This window comes from Xanthobacter albus, from assembly GCF_043194895.2.
In the GTDB taxonomy this organism is placed as follows: Bacteria; Pseudomonadota; Alphaproteobacteria; order Rhizobiales; family Xanthobacteraceae; genus Xanthobacter.
This window is the reverse complement of record NZ_CM195532.1, coordinates 1,999,526-2,016,461: the sequence shown is the minus strand read 5'-3', so window position 1 is coordinate 2,016,461 and position 16,936 is coordinate 1,999,526. Positions and strand designations below refer to the sequence as shown.

12 protein-coding genes and 1 riboswitch are annotated in these 16,936 nt (G+C 71.4%); of the genes, 10 read left to right on the top strand and 2 right to left on the bottom strand.

Going from position 1 to position 16,936, the window contains the following annotated elements; genetic code table 11:
- Positions 1-69 precede the first annotated feature (69 nt).
- The 5 genes from V5F75_RS08995 (at position 70) to V5F75_RS08975 (ending at position 5,904) form a co-directional block, all read left to right on the top strand.
- On the top strand, positions 70-1,446 hold the full coding sequence (locus V5F75_RS08995; RefSeq protein ID WP_394036914.1) for an MFS transporter: 1,377 nt from the start codon (positions 70-72) through the stop codon (positions 1,444-1,446).
- 77 nt (positions 1,447-1,523) lie between these two features.
- Positions 1,524-1,853 carry a cupin domain-containing protein gene (locus tag V5F75_RS08990; RefSeq protein WP_509212164.1) on the top strand — a complete coding sequence of 110 codons (330 nt, stop codon included), beginning with the start codon at positions 1,524-1,526 and terminating at the stop codon, positions 1,851-1,853.
- A 79-nt stretch (positions 1,854-1,932) separates the two neighbouring features.
- A complete protein-coding gene (locus tag V5F75_RS08985) occupies positions 1,933-2,166 on the top strand; it encodes a hypothetical protein (protein WP_394036918.1) in 234 nt (77 codons plus the stop codon).
- Between the two features lie 100 nt (positions 2,167-2,266).
- Positions 2,267-4,747, top strand: a complete 2,481-nt coding sequence (locus V5F75_RS08980; RefSeq protein ID WP_394036920.1) for an ATP-dependent helicase — start codon at positions 2,267-2,269, stop codon at positions 4,745-4,747.
- 257 nt (positions 4,748-5,004) lie between these two features.
- On the top strand, positions 5,005-5,904 hold the full coding sequence (locus tag V5F75_RS08975) for a 50S ribosomal protein L11 methyltransferase (RefSeq protein WP_394040978.1): 900 nt from the start codon (positions 5,005-5,007) through the stop codon (positions 5,902-5,904).
- Positions 5,905-6,638: 734 nt separating this feature from the next.
- Here the strand turns inward: V5F75_RS08975 and V5F75_RS08970 are convergent.
- Positions 6,639-6,833: a hypothetical protein gene (locus V5F75_RS08970; RefSeq protein ID WP_394034715.1), complete on the bottom strand. Its 195-nt coding sequence runs from the start codon at positions 6,831-6,833 to the stop codon at positions 6,639-6,641.
- A 313-nt stretch (positions 6,834-7,146) separates the two neighbouring features.
- A complete protein-coding gene (locus V5F75_RS08965; RefSeq protein ID WP_394034716.1) occupies positions 7,147-7,656 on the bottom strand; it encodes a thioesterase family protein in 510 nt (169 codons plus the stop codon).
- A gap of 221 nt (positions 7,657-7,877) precedes the next feature.
- Here V5F75_RS08965 and V5F75_RS08960 point away from each other — a divergent pair, with 221 nt between their 5' ends.
- The 5 genes from V5F75_RS08960 (at position 7,878) to V5F75_RS08940 (ending at position 16,860) form a co-directional block, all read left to right on the top strand.
- Positions 7,878-9,290, top strand: a complete 1,413-nt coding sequence (locus tag V5F75_RS08960; RefSeq protein ID WP_394034717.1) for an FAD-binding oxidoreductase — start codon at positions 7,878-7,880, stop codon at positions 9,288-9,290.
- A gap of 236 nt (positions 9,291-9,526) precedes the next feature.
- Entirely contained in the window at positions 9,527-13,591 is a 4,065-nt protein-coding gene (locus tag V5F75_RS08955; RefSeq protein WP_394034718.1) for an AsmA family protein, read from the top strand.
- 277 nt (positions 13,592-13,868) lie between these two features.
- Positions 13,869-13,974, top strand: a riboswitch (guanidine-I (ykkC/yxkD leader).
- Between the two features lie 102 nt (positions 13,975-14,076).
- Positions 14,077-15,171 (top strand): putative urea ABC transporter substrate-binding protein, encoded by a 1,095-nt coding sequence (locus V5F75_RS08950; protein ID WP_394034719.1) that lies wholly within the window; start codon positions 14,077-14,079, stop codon positions 15,169-15,171.
- 106 nt (positions 15,172-15,277) lie between these two features.
- Positions 15,278-16,099 carry an ABC transporter permease gene (locus tag V5F75_RS08945; protein ID WP_394034720.1) on the top strand — a complete coding sequence of 274 codons (822 nt, stop codon included), beginning with the start codon at positions 15,278-15,280 and terminating at the stop codon, positions 16,097-16,099.
- Positions 16,096-16,860 carry an ATP-binding cassette domain-containing protein gene (locus V5F75_RS08940; RefSeq protein WP_394034721.1) on the top strand — a complete coding sequence of 255 codons (765 nt, stop codon included), beginning with the start codon at positions 16,096-16,098 and terminating at the stop codon, positions 16,858-16,860. Before V5F75_RS08945 ends, V5F75_RS08940 begins: the two co-directional genes overlap by 4 nt.
- The last annotated feature ends 76 nt before the right edge of the window (positions 16,861-16,936 follow it).

The following is a 16,936-nucleotide window of genomic DNA, read 5'->3' as shown; positions in this document are numbered from 1 at the left end:
GCCAATTGATCCCGACAAGGCCAAAAAGCCGCACCGACGCATGCTTCCTCAACGGTAAACGACACCACCATGCCCGTGCTCAATACTGATTCGGAACGACGCCGGGCCGCCTTCGGCTGGATCCTGTTCGATCCCGCGTGCCAGCCCTATTTCACCCTCATCACCACCTTCATCTTCGCGCCCTACTTCGCCTCCGCGGTGGCGCCGACCCCGGCGGACGGGCAGGCGCTGTGGGGCTTCGCCACGGGCGCCGCGGGGCTCGTCATCGCCCTGTGCTCGCCCGTTCTGGGCGCGATCGCGGACGCATCGGGCCGCCGCAAGCCGTGGATCGCCGTGTTCGGCGCCATGCTGATGGCGGGCTCGGCGCTGCTGTGGTTCTCCCCGCCCGGCGACCAAAGCCGCATTCCGCTCATCCTCGCCGCCTTCGCCCTCGGCACCATCGGCGTCGAGTTCGCCACCGTGTTCAACAACGCCATGATGCCGAGCCTGGCGCCGCCGGAACGGCTCGGGCGGCTCTCGGGGCTCGGCTGGGCCGCGGGCTATTTCGGCGGGCTGATCTCCCTCACCGTCATGCTCGCCTTCTTCTCCACCCGGCCGGAGACGGGGCTGACCCTGCTCGGACAGCCGCCGGCCCTGGGGCTCGACGCCGCGGCGCGCCAGGGCGACCGCCTCGCCGGGCCGTTCACCGCGGCCTGGTTCGCGGTGCTGGTGCTGCCCATGTTCCTGCTGGTGCCGGACCCGCCCGCCGCCATGCCCATGATGGTGGCGGCGCGCACCGGCCTCTCCCGCATCCGCGCCCTGCTGCCGCGCCTGCGCGAGCGGCCCATGCTGGCGCGCTTCCTCGTCGGCAACATGATCTATGCGGACGGGCTGGTGGCCCTGTTCGCCTTCGGCGGCATCTATGCGGCCGGCGTGTTCGGCTGGGGCGCGGTGGAAATCGGCATCTTCGGCATCCTGCTCACCATCGCCGGCACCTTCGGGGCGCTGGCCGGCGGCTGGCTGGACGATCGCGTGGGCTCGCGCGCGGTCATTCTCACGGCCTTGTGCTGCCTGCTCGTCGCCTGCGCGGGGCTGCTCTCGCTGGCGCAGGATTCGGTGCTGTTCGGGCTGGTGCCCACGGCCCCCGCCGCCGGCCTGTTCGCCACCGTTCCGGAGAAGGCCTATCTCGGCCTCGGGCTGCTCATCGGGCTGGTGGCGGGCCCGCTCCAGGCGGCCTCGCGCACGCTGCTGGTGCGCCTCGCCCCGCCGGAGCATCTCGCCGAGTGCTTCGGGCTGTTCGCCCTTTCCGGACGCATCACCTCCTTCGCCGCGCCCACCACGGTGGCGGTGGTGACGGCGCTGACGGCCAGCCAGAAGGCGGGGGTGGCGGTGCTGCTGGCCTTCTTCGGGCTCGGCGCAGTGCTCATCGCCGGCCTGAGGGAACCGCCGCGGCCGGCGGCCCGCTGAGGGCGGCGGCCTTCTCCTTGCCCCCGCCGGAATCCTCGGCCATGGATGGCCCCGAACCCCCACCCGCCGAGGCCGCCATGACCCTGCGCTCCATCCGCTTCAATCCCGCGCCGCCGGTGGACCCGGCCACCGCCACCACGGTCCACGAATGGTACCAGGACAAGACCGGCGCCTTTTCCGCCGGCTTCTGGGCCTCGGAGCGCTCGACCCTCTCGGTGAATTACGAGGAGGACGAGTTCTGCACGCTGCTGGAGGGCACGGTGGAGCTCACGGACACCTCGGGCCACGTGGAGGTCTACAAGGCGGGGGACTCCTTCGTTATTCCCTCGGGCTTCACCGGCACCTGGCGCAACGTGACCCCCGTGCGCAAGTTCTATGTGGTATATTTGCCGAAGCCGGCCGCCTGAGACGCGGGTGCGCCCGTAAGGAACCCTTCGGCGCGTGGACTGTTTCCTTATCGAGACCCGTTTTCGAAAGGAGCACGTCATGTCCGTGCGACTTCAAATCTCCGTCATGCTCTTCCTGATGGTGCAGGCGATGGCGTTTTTCACCGCCACGCTGGTGCTGCTGCTGTCACCCCTCTCCCAGGACGCCATGCGCCTGATGCCATGGGTGGTGGGGGGCACAGCTTTGGTGTCGATCCCGCTGTCGTGGTGGCTCGCGCCGCGCTTGCGCGCCCGCACCTGGCGCCGCGAGGGGACGATGGATCTGCTAAAATGACGCGCCCGGTCCGGCCCCGTGCCGGGCGCCTCTCGCAATCGCCGTGATTGGGTGCCATTTTGTTCTCGACAGAGAATCACGCTCCCGCGAGACAGTGCCCTTGACCCAGTTGCCCCAATCGCGCCGGCATGCGGCCGCGCCGGCGCCCGAGAACCCCGCCCCGCGCCCCGGCGGCATCGCGGCGCGGGCGCAGGCGGCCATGGCGGCGCCCGCCGCCGGCCCCTCCTATCTTGATGGCCTGAACCCCGAGCAGCGGGCGGCGGTGGAAACGCTGGAGGGCCCGCTGCTGGTGCTGGCCGGCGCAGGCACCGGCAAGACGCGCGTGCTCACCACCCGCATCGCCCACATCCTCGCCACCGGGCGCGCCTTTCCCTCGCAGATCCTGGCCGTGACCTTCACCAACAAGGCCGCGCGGGAGATGAAGGAGCGCATCGCCACCATCGTCGGCGACCAGGTGGAGGGCATGCCCTGGCTCGGCACCTTCCACGCCATCGGCGTGCGCCTGCTGCGCCGCCACCACGAGCTGGTGGGCCTGAGGAGCGGCTTCACCATTCTCGACACCGACGACCAGATCCGCCTGCTGAAGCAGCTTCTGGCGGCCGAGAACATCGACGAGAAGCGCTGGCCGGCGCGCCTTTTGGCCGCCACCATCGACGGCTGGAAGAACCGCGGCCTCTCGCCCAAGGACGTGCCGGCCGGCGAGGGCGCCGTGTTCGCCAACGGCAAGGGCGGCGCGCTCTACGTGGCCTATCAGGCACGACTGAAGGCGCTGAACGCGGTCGATTTCGGGGACCTGCTGCTGGAAGGCATCCGCCTGTTCCGCGAGAATCCGGACGTGCTCGCCGAATACCACCGCAGGTTCAAGTACCTGCTGGTGGACGAGTACCAAGACACGAACGTCGCCCAATATCTCTGGCTGCGCCTGCTCGCCCAGGGCTCGAAGAACGTGTGCTGCGTGGGCGACGACGACCAGTCCATCTACGGCTGGCGCGGCGCGGAGGTGGACAACATCCTGCGCTTCGAGAGCGACTTCCCCGGCGCCACGGTGATCCGGCTGGAGCGCAATTACCGCTCCACCGGCCACATCCTCGCCGCCGCCTCCCACCTCATCGCCCACAATGAGGGGCGGCTGGGCAAGACCCTGTTCTCGGAAGGCGAGGATGGCGAGCACGTCACCGTCACCGGCGCCTGGGATTCGGGGGAGGAGGCCCGCGCGGTCGGCGAGGAGATCGAGGCGCTCCAGCGCGCCGGCCATCCCCTCTCGCAGATCGCCATCCTGGTGCGCGCCTCCTTCCAGATGCGCGAGTTCGAGGACCGCTTCGTCACCCTCGGCCTCAACTACCGGGTCATCGGCGGCCCGCGCTTCTACGAGCGGGCCGAGATCCGCGATGCGCTCGCCTATCTGCGCTGCGTGAACTCGGGCGCCGACGACCTCGCCTTCGAGCGCATCGTGAACGTGCCCAAGCGCGGCATCGGCGACGCGACCCTGAAGCAGATCCACGATGTGGCCCGCGCCGCCGGCGTGCCGCTGCAGGAGGCGGCCCGCGCCCTCACCGAGAGCGAGGAGCTGAAGCCCAAGGTGCGCGGCACCCTGCGCGGCCTCATGGAGATGTTCGCCCGCTGGCGCGAGCAGGCCCGCGTGCTCTCCCACACCGAGCTGGCCGAGATCGTGCTCGACGAGAGCGGCTATACCGAGATGTGGCAGAAGGACCGCTCGGCCGAGGCCACCGGGCGCCTGGAAAACCTCAAGGAGCTGGTGCGCTCCATGGAGCCATTCGAGAACCTCGGCGGCTTCCTGGAGCACATCTCCCTGGTGATGGACACAGACTCGGGCGCCGGCGAGGACGCGGTGCAGGTGATGACGCTCCATTCCGCCAAGGGGCTGGAATTCGACACCGTCTTCCTCCCCGGCTGGGAGGAGGGCCTGTTCCCCCACCAGCGCGCGCTGGACGAGCAGGGCAAGGCGGGCCTGGAGGAGGAACGCCGCCTCGCCTATGTGGGCATCACGCGGGCGCGGGCGTCCGCGCGCATCTATTTCGCTTCCAACCGGCGCATCCACGGCCTGTGGAACTCCACCGTGCCGAGCCGCTTCCTCGACGAACTGCCCGATGCCCACGTGCGCGTGGAGGAGAGCCGTGGCGGCATGGGCTGGGGCGGCTCCGGCTATGGCGGATCGAGCTACGGCAATGCCGGCTACGGCGAGAGCCGGTTCGACCGCATGGGCGGCTCCTCGGGCAGTTCCGCGGGCGGCGGCTCGTTCGGCAATTCCTCCTATTCCACGCCCGGCTGGCAACGGGCCCAGCAGGGCGCGCGCGGCGAAGCTTCCGGTTTCGGCGAGCGCGGCGGCTACGGTGCGGGACGCGGCGGGCGCACGCCCCAGCGCGGCACGCCGCCCCTGATCGAGGGCACGCTCCTCGCCACCTCCACCGGAACGGCCTCCGCCTTCAGCCGGGGCGAGCGGGTGTTCCACATCAAGTTCGGATACGGCGAGGTCATCGGCATCGACGGCAACAAGCTGACGGTGCAGTTCGACAAGGCCGGCGAGAAGCGCGTGCTGGAGACCTTCGTGGAGAAGGCGTGAGATCAAGGGTCCGCGCGCTGTTCTCGCAGGCCCGTGGTCACGCCGGCACCGCGTTTGGGCGAAACCCGCCTGTGGGCGGGATCCATGAGGCGCTGGCCGAAGGCCGGCGCCTCATGGATCCCGCCCACCGCCGGGGCCTTGACGGACCGGCGCGGCGTGGCCGACAAGCGCCCCATGCGGCCGATGCCGCCGGCCCGGCGCCTCTCGGCGCCGCCCCGCGCGGCCGGGCCGCCCCCGAAGCCGGATACCCGCCCCCGATGCTCGAAGGCCTTCCCCCGAACGACGCCTCCCATGTCATGCGCGTGGCCGCCTCGCGCGCCGCGGCGATGCGCATCGCCGACCTCATCTCCGAGACCTTCGACCCCGCCGAGGTGGCCGTGACCCACTTCGAGCGCGCGGAGGATGACTGGGAAGTGGAGGTCTATGCCGGCGAGGCCTTCGACGCCGACCGCCTGCGCGAGCTGGTGGCCCTGGCGGCCGGGGAAGCGGTGGCCGCCGGCGCGGTCTTCGCCACCGTGGAGAAGAAGGACTGGGTGGCCGCGAGCCTGGAGGGCCTCGCCCCGGTGAAGGTCGGCCCCTTCATGGTGCACGGCGCCCATGACCGCGCGCGCGTGCCGGCGAGCGCCATCGGCATCGAGATCGAGGCCGCGCTCGCCTTCGGCACCGGCCACCACGGCACCACCCAGGGCTGCCTCGCCGCCATCACCGACGTGGCGCGCCGCGGCCGGCCGCAGCGGGTGCTGGACGTGGGCACCGGCACCGGCGTGCTCGCCATCGCCGCCGCCCGCTGCTTCCATACCCAGGTGGTGGCGAGCGACATCGACATCGTGGCCGTGCGTACCGCGCGCGCCAATGCCCGCGCCAACAAGGCGGGGCCCGGCGTCACCCTGCTGCATGCGGCGGGCGCGGACGCGCGCACCATCTTCGAGGGCGGGCCCTATGATCTCATCCTCGCGAACATCCTGCTGCCGCCGCTGAAGCGGCTCGCCCGGCCGCTCGCCGGCCTGCTGGCGCCCGGCGGCCTGATCGTCCTCTCCGGCCTCCTGGTGTCGCAGGTGCCGGCCGCCCTCGCGGCCTATCGCAGCCAGGGCCTCCACCTGGTGTCGCGCCGCCATATCGAAGGCTGGGCCACGCTGGTCGTGGCGGCGGACAGCTGATACCGGGGCCCGCGAGCCTAGCTCCCGAGCCTTCGTTCAAGCCCGCGCGGCGCCTGGGCGAAGCCCGCTGGGCGCCGGTCGAAGACCGGGGCCGACGGCATGACGCATCCGGCCCTGTCGCGCCGGCTTCGCACCCCCACGCCGCCGCGTGCCACGCTTCGGGAATGGCCCCGCCGGGAATGCGCCTACCGGCCACGTGCCTGTCGCGCCCCCCGCCGGCGTGGCATGGGTGGCGCCGGTTCCGCACGCCCTCCACCACTTCGACCGGCGCCGAACGGGACTGAGAAAAGGGCCCGTGAGAAAAGGGCCGTGAGAAAAGCCCACGGAGCGTTTTCGCGCGACGTGGAAACCGGTTCGCGTGAAGAAAACGCGTCGCATCGAGAAGCTGGAGCGTTTCCCCAATTCCATGAAAGGAGGACACCCTCCAGGCCCTCGATATCGGCCATGCAGGCCCGCGCGAGCCCGCCGCGCCGGGGGAATCGGGGAGGGAGCGGCAATACGGAGCAAGTCCGACACGGCCACCTCCCCTCCCCGACCTTCCCCCGCAGGAACAAGAACCGCGACACGCGGCGGACAGCGCCGCACGCCAGCGAGGAATGCGGCGCGGCAGCGGTGCTGCGGAGCATCTTCGGCATGCCGGCCCGACGCGGCATGTGGCGAGCAACCTTGCAGGTCACCGATGATGCCCGGCCGCGAGGCCGGGCATCATCGGCTTGCGCATGGTCGCGCCCCGCTCAGAAGTCGGAAACGTGCGGGTCGTGCACGCGGAATGCGAGATGTCGGGCGACCTCGCGCTCGGCCTGGGCGGCGCGCGTAGTGATGACGGCTTCGAGCATGCGCGCGAGAAGGCCGTGTGCCGGCTTCCCCGCGACCGAAGGTGCCGCGCTGGAGAGGGTGAACGACTTCGCGGGATAGGTCACGGCGCTCATGGAGGCCTCCTGTTCCGGGTCATCCCGGGCGATTGCCCTTGATGACCCCAGGATATGCAACACCGGACGCTCCGCAAGAAAATAGGTCAGCATAGCTGCCCTGCATTGCACGCAATGGCAGCACAGAGTTTCCGGCCCGCTCCTTGCAGGGAAGTCAGATCATTGATTTTGAGGAGGTTCCGCGCCACGGCCCAAGAAAGAGGCAGGCGGTGGCGCGGAGATACAGGCCACCGCCTCACCTGTCAACCAACACCACCTCGACCGGTGAGCACCGCGCGCCCGGCTGCGCCCAAAGGGATCGCGCAGGCGACCTTCAGCAGCGGGCGGTCATGCACACGCGCCGCCCCAGCCCCTCGGGCGCGGGAAGCGCGGCATGGGTGGCGCGCATCAGCGCGATGCGCTCCAGCACGTCGTCCGGGAAGGGGATGACGTGGCGCCGCCTCAGGTCCACATGCAGCGCCACCTGTTCGCAGATGGCCGAGGCCCAGCCCTCGGCCGCATGGTGCAGCACCTGGTAGAGGTGGATGCGCTTCTCGTCATAGTCGAGAAGGCGCAGCGTGACCCGCACCGGGCATTCGGGCGTGATCTCCCTGAGGTAACGCACATGCGCTTCCGCAGTGAAAAAGGACGAGCCGCGCTCCTGCGCATAATCCGGCCCCAGGCCGAGAAGTGTTAGTGCCTCGTCCATCGCCTGATCGAAGAGAAGATTATAGTAAGCCATCTTCAAATGGCCGTTATAATCGATCCACGCCCGCTCCACCTTTCTGGCGGATGAGACAAACGGGGCGAAGAATACGGGCTCGAAGTCGATCCGATCCAGCATGGCAGCCGCACCCTGTCTTGGAGTTGCTTCCTGGCTGAGCACTGTGCCGTGATTAGCGGCCATCGTCACCCCGGAAATGGAGCAAAATCTGGCGGACGGAGCGATTCGGAAATATCACTGTCAAACTGAAAACACCTCCAGATGGCCATCTCCTACCACTTCCGCCGGAAGCCGAATCACCCCTCCTTCCGGGGAGGGGGATCAAAGTTAAGGAAAAGTAAATGCTTGCCGCAGAAGCGAACTCCCGGCCCCTCCATGGCGACCGTGTCGTCTCCGCCACAGCGGAACTGAAATCCGCGCTGGGTCACAAGGTCGTGACCAATGCGGCCATCCGCGAGCAGCACGCCAATGTGACCACCTACCTGCCCAACGAGCCCGCAGACGTGGTGGTGTTCGCGGAATGCACGGAAGATGTGCAGGCAGCCGTGCGCATCTGCGCGGCCCATCAGGTGCCGGTCATCCCCTGGGGCGCGGGCACCTCCCTCGAGGGACAGGTGAACGCCCCGCGCGGCGGGGTGTGCATCGACCTCTCGCGCATGAACCGCATCCTCGCGGTGAACGCCGCCGACCTCGACTGCGTCATCGAGCCCGGCGTCACCCGCAAGCGCCTGAACGAGGAGCTGCGCGACCAGGGCCTGTTCTTCCCCATCGACCCCGGCGCCGACGCCTCCCTGGGCGGCATGGTCTCCACCCGCGCCTCCGGCACCAATGCGGTGCGCTACGGCACCATGAAGGACAACGTGCTCTCCCTGAAGGTGGTGACCGCCGACGGCAGCCTCCTCACCACCGCCACCCGCGCGCGAAAGTCCTCCGCCGGCTATGATCTCACCCGCCTGTTCGTGGGCGCGGAGGGCACGCTCGGCATCATCACCGAGATCACCCTGAAGCTCTACGGCATCCCGGAGGCCATCTCCTCCGCCGTGTGCCCCTTCCCCTCCATCGCCGCCGCCTGCGACACGGTCATCGCCACCATCCAGAGCGGCATTCCGGTCGCGCGCATCGAGCTGCTGGACGAGGTGCAGGTGAAGGCGTGCAACGCCTATGCGAAGCTCGGCCTCGCCGAGACGCCGACCCTGTTCCTGGAATTCCACGGCACCGAGGCCGGCGTGCACGAGCAGGCCGAGCGTTTCGGCGCCATCGCCGCCGAATTCGGCGGCGGGCCTTCGGAATTCTCCACCCGGCCGGAGGAGCGCTCGCGCCTGTGGCAGGCCCGGCACGACGCCTATTGGGCGGCGCTGCTGCTGCGGCCCGGCGCGAAGGCGGTGGCCACCGACGTGTGCGTGCCCATCTCCCGCCTCGCCGACTGCGTGGAGGAAACCAAGGCCGACATCGAGGCCATGGGGCTCATCGCCCCCATCGTCGGCCATGTGGGCGACGGCAACTTCCACACCGTGCTGATGGTGGACATGGAGGACGCCGCCGACCTCGCCAAGGCGAAGGACTTCATGGGCCGGCTGGTGGCGCGCGCGCTCGCCATGGGCGGCACCTGCACCGGCGAGCACGGCATCGGCCAGGGCAAGACGAAGTACATGGCGGCCGAGCACGGCGCCGAGGCGCTCGCGGCCATGGCCGCCATCAAGCGCGCGCTCGACCCGCTGGACATCATGAATCCGGGCAAGATCATCGCGGCCTGAGCGCCGTCGCACGCAAACGCGCCCAGATGTGCGAAAAGGGATGGACGGCCTCTTTTCGCACCGCAACATCGACGCCAAGATGCGCCACACTGGAGCGTTTTCGGGCGAAGTGGAAGCGGGCTCGCGCGAAGGAAACGCGTCAACGCAGGAAACCAGGGTCTTTCCCGTTTCATGGAAATGGGAAAGACCCTGGCGCCGAAACGGCCCGCATCCGGCGGGCGACCGGGGAGACGGGCGTGCAAGGGATCCTCATCAGCCTCGCGACTGCGGTGACGCTCGCCATCCTCGCCGCTTTCGCGGCGCCGCTGGTGGTGGACTGGAACGCCTGGCGCGGCACCTTCGAGCGCGAGATCGCCCGCACCCTGGGCATTCCGGTGGTGATCCGCGGCTCCATCGAGGCGGAGATCCTGCCCGCCCCGCGCCTCACCCTCACGGACGTGACGCTGGGCGACGTGGTCTCCACCGGCGGCACGGTGCGCGAGTTCGAAGCGGAGCTCTCCCTCGGCGCCCTCATGCGCGGCGAGGTGGAGGCCACCGGCGTCACGCTGGTGGAGCCGCGCATGCGCATCGTCATCGACAGCAACGGCCGCATCGCCTTGCCCACCGGCGCCGGCCGCCCGGCGGAACTGGGCGTGGCGCGGCTGGAGGTGCGCGACGGCAGCCTCGACCTGCTTGACCGTGCCTCCGACCAGACCGTGACCCTGGACGACATCGACCTCACCGGCGAGGCCCGCGCCCTCTCCGGCCCGTTCAAGCTCGACGGCGAGGTGGCGGCCTCCGGCGCCCGCTTCAGCGTGCGCGCCACACTGGGCAAGGTCGACGACGCCGGCAGCGGCAAGCTGCGCCTCGTGCTCGACGGCCGCACCCGCCCCTACAAGGTGGATCTCGACGGCGCCCTTTCCGCCGCCGATGGCGTGCCCGGCTTCGACGGCCGCGCGAGCCTGATCCGCAAGGGCGCGGGCGGGCTCGAATCCTGGCAGCTTTCCGGCCACCTGAAGGCCTCCCCCGCCCAGGTGCTGGCCGACAGCCTGGAGCTGGCCCTGGGCGGCGAGGCGACCCCGGCGCAGCTCGCCGGCGCCGCGCGCCTCACCCTGGGGCGGGCCATCGGGCTCGATGTGGTGCTGAACGCCCGCAGCCTCGATCTCGACGCCCTCGGCGCCTCCGGCGGCGCCGCCACGGACGGGACCAGCCCCGCAGTGCGCCCGGCCGAGGCCCTGGCGCGCGGCGCGCGCCTGCTGGCCGAGCTGCCGGCGCCCGACATCGCCTCGCGCATCGGCGTCTCCGCCGAGCAGCTCATGCTGGGCGGCACCGTGGTGCGCGACGTGCGCCTCGACATCACCGGCAGTCATGCCGGCTGGCGCATCGACACCGCCGAGGCCCAGTTCCCCGGCAAGGCCACCCTGAAGGCTTCCGGCGCGCCGGAGGCGGGCGGCTTTTCCGGCAACCTCTCCCTCGCCGCGGAGGACCCCGCCGCCTTCCTGCGCTGGGCCGCTCCGGACGCCGCGCGCGATCTCGCGGCGAGCGCGTCCGGGCCGGCGCGCCTGGCGACCCGGCTGAAGCTCTCCGCCGGCGCCCTCGCCCTCGACAACCTGAATGCCGCTTTCGGCGACAGCCGGCTCACCGGCTCCATCTCCGCCGCGCTGCCCGACAGCGGCGGCCCCAAGCTGGACATGAGCCTCGCCATGGACGGCTTCGCGCTCGACCCGCTGGTGGCGGCGCTGCAGCGGGCGGCCACCGCCGTCGGCGGCGGAGCCGACGCCAGCCTGAAGCTCGACGGGCGCAACCTCACCGTCGCCGGCCAGCCTCTGGGCCGCCTCGTCCTCGATGCCGCCGCTACCGGCGGCAGCTGGCGGGTGAAGCGCATGGTGATGGACGACCTCGCCGGCCTCCACCTGGAGGGCGCGGGCTGGATGGAGAACTTCTCCACCACCCCGCGCGGCGAATTCAACCTCACCATGAGCGGAACCAAGGCCGATGGCCTCGTGCCCGTGGCCGCCCTGGTGGCCGGGCCCGAGACCGCCGAGGTGGTGGCGCGCCTGGTGCCGGTGGCGGCGCCGGTGAAGCTCTCCACCGCCGTGGTGTGGGGCGAAGCCGGCGGCCGCAGCATCACCAGCACCGGCAGCCTCGGCCGCATCACCGGCGAGGCGGCCTTCACCCGCAGCACCGCCGGGGTGCCGCTGGCGGTGTCGCTCACCGCCGACGCGGCCGACGGCGCGGCGGTGCTGGGCGCGCTCGGCATCGGCGGGCTCAGCCCGAGGCTCGGCGCGGTCCACGGCACCTTCAGCCTCTCCCCCCTCACCCAGGGCGAGGGCGACGTGCGCGCGGCGCTCACCGCCACCGGCGTGAACCTGACCGCCGAGGGCAAGGCGCGGCTCGTCAACGGCGCCTTCGTGCCGCAGCTCGCGGTGCGCGCCGACGGCGCCGACATCGGCCGCCTGCTGCCGCAGGTCGCGGCCGCCGCCGGCAACGCCCCGGTGCCCGCCGCCCTCGCCTTCGCCCTCTCCCGCGCGGACGGGTCGTGGCAGGCCGCGAACCTCGAAGGCTCGCTCGGCGGCGCGCCCCTTGCCGGCGCGCTGGCGCTGGAGCCCGGCGGCGTGCCGCGCCTCACCGGCCACCTGTCCTTCGATACGCTCTCCGCGCCGGCCCTGGTCGGCCTGTTCGGCGCGCGTGCGGCGGAGCCGACGGCGGGCCCCTCCGCCCCGACCTGGAGCAATGCCCGCTTCCTGCCCAATCCGGTGAACGGCGTCGCCCTCGGCGTCGATCTCGAAGCCGGCCGGCTGGCCCTGATCGGCCCCTATGTGCTGGAGCAGGGGAAGCTGCGGCTCGCGAGCGACGGCACCGGCGTCGAGCTGCGGGATATCTCCGGCGCCTTCGGCGGCGGCAGGGTGGGTGGGCGCATCGAGGTGCGCCGGCGCGCCGACGACATGGTGGAGGCGGAAGGCCGCCTGCTGCTGGACAAGGTGGACATGGCCGCGCTCGCCGCGCCGACCGGCGCGCGCACGCCGCCCGGCGGCCGCGTCAGCCTCTCCCTCGATCTCGGCGGCAGCGGCCGCACGCCGGTGCAGCTGGTGCAAGCCCTCTCGGGCCAGGGCACCATCGCGGTGCAGAACCTCGGCGTTCCGGACGCCGACCCCGCCGCCCTCGCGGGGGTGCTGGCGGAGGCCGAAAGCCTCTCCCCGCCCCCGGACGAGCGGCACACCGCCCTCATGTTCGACCGCGCGCTGATGCGCGGCCCGCTCGCCGTGCCGGTGGCCGAATCCACCCTGAGCGTGGTGGGCGGGGTGGTGCGCCTTTCCCCCGCCCGCGCCCAGGCGGGCGACACCCGGCTCGCCTTCTCCGGCAGCCTCGACCTCGCGCGGCTGCTGGTGGAGACAGCCATAGACTATGAGGGCCCCGGCCAGGGCGGCGCCGCCCCCACGGCCACGCTCGCATGGCGCGGCACCCTTGCCGCGCCCGACCGGCGCGTGAGCGCCACCGGCCTCACCGGCGTCATCGCCATGCGCGCCATCGAGCGCGAGACGCGCCGCCTGGAGGAGCAGCACGGCGGCGCCCCGGCACCGACCGCGCCCGCCGCAGCACCGGCTCCCGCGACGCCCGCGCCCGCCGCGCAGACCGCGCCGGTTCCGCCGCCAGCCACGGCCCTCCGCCCAGCCGCGCCGCCGCCCCCCGCAAACCCGACACCTGCCGCGCCGACCGTTCCAACGCCGCCCCCGGCCGCAGCCCCCCTGCCCGCCGTGCAGCCGCCCCCCGCGACGCCGGCCCCGGCAACGCCCGCCCCTGCCGTGCAGCCCCCTCCGGCACCGGCCACCGCCCTCCGCCCGGCCGCACCGCCAGCTGCCGCGACACCTCCCGCGCCCGCACGCCCGGCCGCTCCGGCGACGGCACAGCCCGCGCGCCCCGCGCCCCGCCGCGCCGATGGGGTGATCGAGCGCCAGGAGCTGCCGCCGCCCTTGCCCACGCCCTTCGGTGCCGCCACCGGCGCACCCGCGGCCGGCGCGGCGACGACGAGCGCTCCCGCAGCAGAGCCCACCCGGAGCCCCGTGGCCGTATCGGCACCCGCAGCGCCGGCCCCGGAAGCCGTGCGGCCGAGCGCCGCTCCCGCGCCCCATCGTGCCCCACCCCAGCAGGCGGCACCCCCTTCCAGCGCCCAGGCGCGCCCGCGCCCGGCGGCGACCGCGCAGCCGGCGGCACAGCGGCCGCCCGCCAATGTCGCGCGCCCGCCGCTGCCGCTGGAGCCCACGCTGCCGCCCACCCGCGGCTTCGGCGACCTGCCGCGCCCGCCGGGCCTGGTGGGCGAATAGCCGCCTCTAGCGTTGCCGGCACGGCGCGGGCCGGCAACGCGCGCGGCGGGTGAAAAGGGCGCTGTTCCCCTCGGCCGGACACGCCCCCAAGGGGCTGCGCCGGCATCGGCGATGGACGCGGGGCGGGGCCTTCCGCAGGCCCCGCGTGCGGGCGTATCCCCGCCTGTCCCGCGCCACGGCATGACTTCCGCATGGGCAGAGTGCTGTGCAAAATTTCGGCACGGTGCCCGAAGAACGACGTTGCCTTCGAGGGCCCTTCCGATTTTTATGAATGCAATGAGTTGGCGGCTAGGGTTCCGGTCTCGCAGGAGGCGCTGGTCCGAGAGCTGCTACCCGGGCGGGAGACATCCGCGCGGGCACGGCGGGGCAAAATCCCGGGAGACCTCAGTGGCCAGGAATTGGCACCACTAGGTCTCGCCAGTTCCAGGTCTCGATTGGGTCTCGCGCCGAAACAGGCGTGCTTCGAACCACGAGGGGAATTGGCGATGTCAGGCAAATACCACATCCAGAACATCCTCAAGGCCGGCGCGCTCGCGCTCGGCGTGCTCGCGGCCACGGTGCCGCTGAGCACCGGCAGCGCTTTCGCCGCGCCGAAGAAGGACTTCAAGCTGGCCTGGACCATCTATGTGGGCTGGATGCCCTGGGGCTATGCCAAGGAAGCCGGTATCGTCAAGAAGTGGGCCGACAAGTACGGCATCAACATCGACGTCGTTCAGGTGAACGACTATGCCGAGTCCATCAATCAATACACGGTGGGCGGCTTCGATGCCCTGACCGTCACCAACATGGACGCCCTTTCCACTCCGGCGGTGGGCGGCGTGGACACCACCGCCCTCATCATCGGCGACTTCTCCAACGGCAACGACGCCGTGATCCTGAAGGACAAGGACAAGCTCACCGACATCAAGGGCCAGAAGGTGAATTTGGTCGAGTTCTCCGTCTCCCACTACCTGCTGGCCCGCGCGCTCGCCTCCATCAACCTCGCGGAGAAGGACGTGAAGGTGGTCTCCACCTCCGACGCCGACATGGCGGGCGCCTGGAAGACCCCTGATGTGACCTCGGTGGTCACCTGGAACCCCATCGTCTCCGAGATCCTGGCCGATCCCAAGGCCCACAAGGTGTTCGATTCCTCGCAGATCCCCGGCGAGATCATGGACCTCACCGTGGTGAACACCCAGACGCTGAAGGACAACCCCGCCTTCGCCAAGGCGCTCACCGGCATCTGGTACGAGACGCTGGCCCTCATGATCGCCGACACGCCGGAAGGCAAGGCCGCCCGCGAGGCCATGGGCAAGGCTTCCGGCACCGATCTCGCCGGCTTCGAAAAGCAGATGGCCGCCACCAAGCTGTTCGCCAAGCCCGCCGACGCGGCCGCCTTCGCCCGCTCGCCCGAGGTGGGCGTCACCATGGACAAGGTGCGCCGCTTCCTGTTCGACCACGGCCTCCTGGGCAACGGCGCGCCGTCCGTGGACGTGGTGGGCATCGAACTCGCCGACGGCAAGGTGCTGGGCGACACGAAGAACGTGAAGCTCCGCTTCAACGACGCCTTCATGTCCGAGGCCGCCGCCGGCAAGCTCTGAGCGGCCCCGCCCGTCCGCCCTCTCCCCCGCGCGGGAGAGGGCCCCTCCCCGTCGCGCCGGCCGTGCCCGCGCCACCCGCCCGAACCCCGCCGAGAGAGGATCGTCGATGCGCCTCGTCAATCGACTCCCCGCCCCAGGATGGGCCCGAGTCCTGGCGCTGCTGCCCTTCGTCTGCGTGCTGGTGCTCTATCTCGTCGCCTCGGCGGTGCGCCTCGCGGACAACCCCGCGGACAAGCTGCTGCCCTCCTTCGCCGCCATCGGCGATGCCATCGTGCGCATGGCGTTCACGGTGGATGCGCGCACCGGCACCATTCCGCTGTGGTCCGACACGGCGGCGAGCCTCGGCCGCCTGTTCGCGGGGCTCGGCATCGCCACTTTGGTGGGCGCGGTGCTCGGCATCGCCATCGGCGTGCTGCCTTACCTGCGGGCGCTGCTGGGGCAGTTCGTGGCGGTCGTCTCCATGGTGCCGCCGCTCGCCATCCTGCCCATCCTGTTCATCACCATGGGGCTGGGCGAGGCCTCGAAGATCGCGCTCATCGCCATCGGCATCGCGCCGCTTCTCGTGCGCGACATCGCGTTGCGCGTCACCGACATGCCGCCGCAGCAGTTCATCAAGGCGCAGACGCTCGGCGCCTCCTCGTGGACGCTGGTGCTCCGGGTGGTGCTGCCGCAGATCCTGCCCCGCCTCATCGATTCGGTGCGGCTCCAGATCGGCCCGGCGTGGCTGTTCCTCATCTCGGCGGAGGCGATCGCCTCCGAGAGCGGGCTCGGCTACCGCATCTTCCTGGTGCGCCGCTATCTCGCCATGGACGTGATCCTGCCCTACGTCGTCTGGATCACGCTGCTCGCCTTCCTCATGGAGATCGCGCTGGTGGCGCTCCAGCGCCGCGCCTTCCCCTGGTTCGCCGCCGCGAGGACCGCCCAATGAGCCTCATCAGCGTCCGCCACCTGTGGAAGGAATACGACGACCGCGTGGTGCTGGAGGACATCGACCTGGAGATCGAGGAGCGGGCGTTCGTGGCGCTGGTCGGGCCTTCCGGCTGCGGCAAGACCACCTTCCTCAAGATGCTGCTCTCCGAGGAGGTCCCCACCCGCGGCGTGATCGAGCTGGACGGCAGGCCCATTCCGGCCGAGCCCGGCCCCGATCGCGGCGTGGTCTACCAGCGCTACTCGGTGTTTCCACACCTCACCGTGCTGGGCAACGTGGTGCTGGCGCGGGAGCTTGGCGCCCGCGATGCCGGCGGGCGCCTTCTCGGCCGCCTGTTCGGCGCCGCGCGCCGCGCCACCACGGAGAAGGCGCGCGAGCTGCTCGCCGCGGTCGGCCTCTCCCACGCGGCGGACAAGTATCCGAGCGCCCTTTCCGGCGGCATGCAGCAGCGCCTCGCCCTGGCCCAGGCGCTGATGGCCGAGCCGCGCGTGCTGCTGCTGGACGAGCCCTTCGGCGCCCTCGACCCCGGCATCCGCGCCGACATCCACGTGCTGATGCGCAAGCTGTGGCACGAGCGCGCCCTCACGGCGGTGATGGTGACCCACGACCTGCCCGAGGCGTTCGGCCTCGCCACCCGCGTCATCGCCTTCGAGCGGCGGCGCGACGAGCCCACCGACGGCGGACGCTACGGCGCCCGCATCGCCAAGGACATCGGCATCTGGCCGCCGCGCATCGCCGGCGTCCCGCGCGGCCGGCCCTGACCTGTCATTTTCCCCGGCCGGGACGACCCGGCGCGAAAACGGCCATCAGGCGGGACGACCCGCCGGTTCAAGGCGT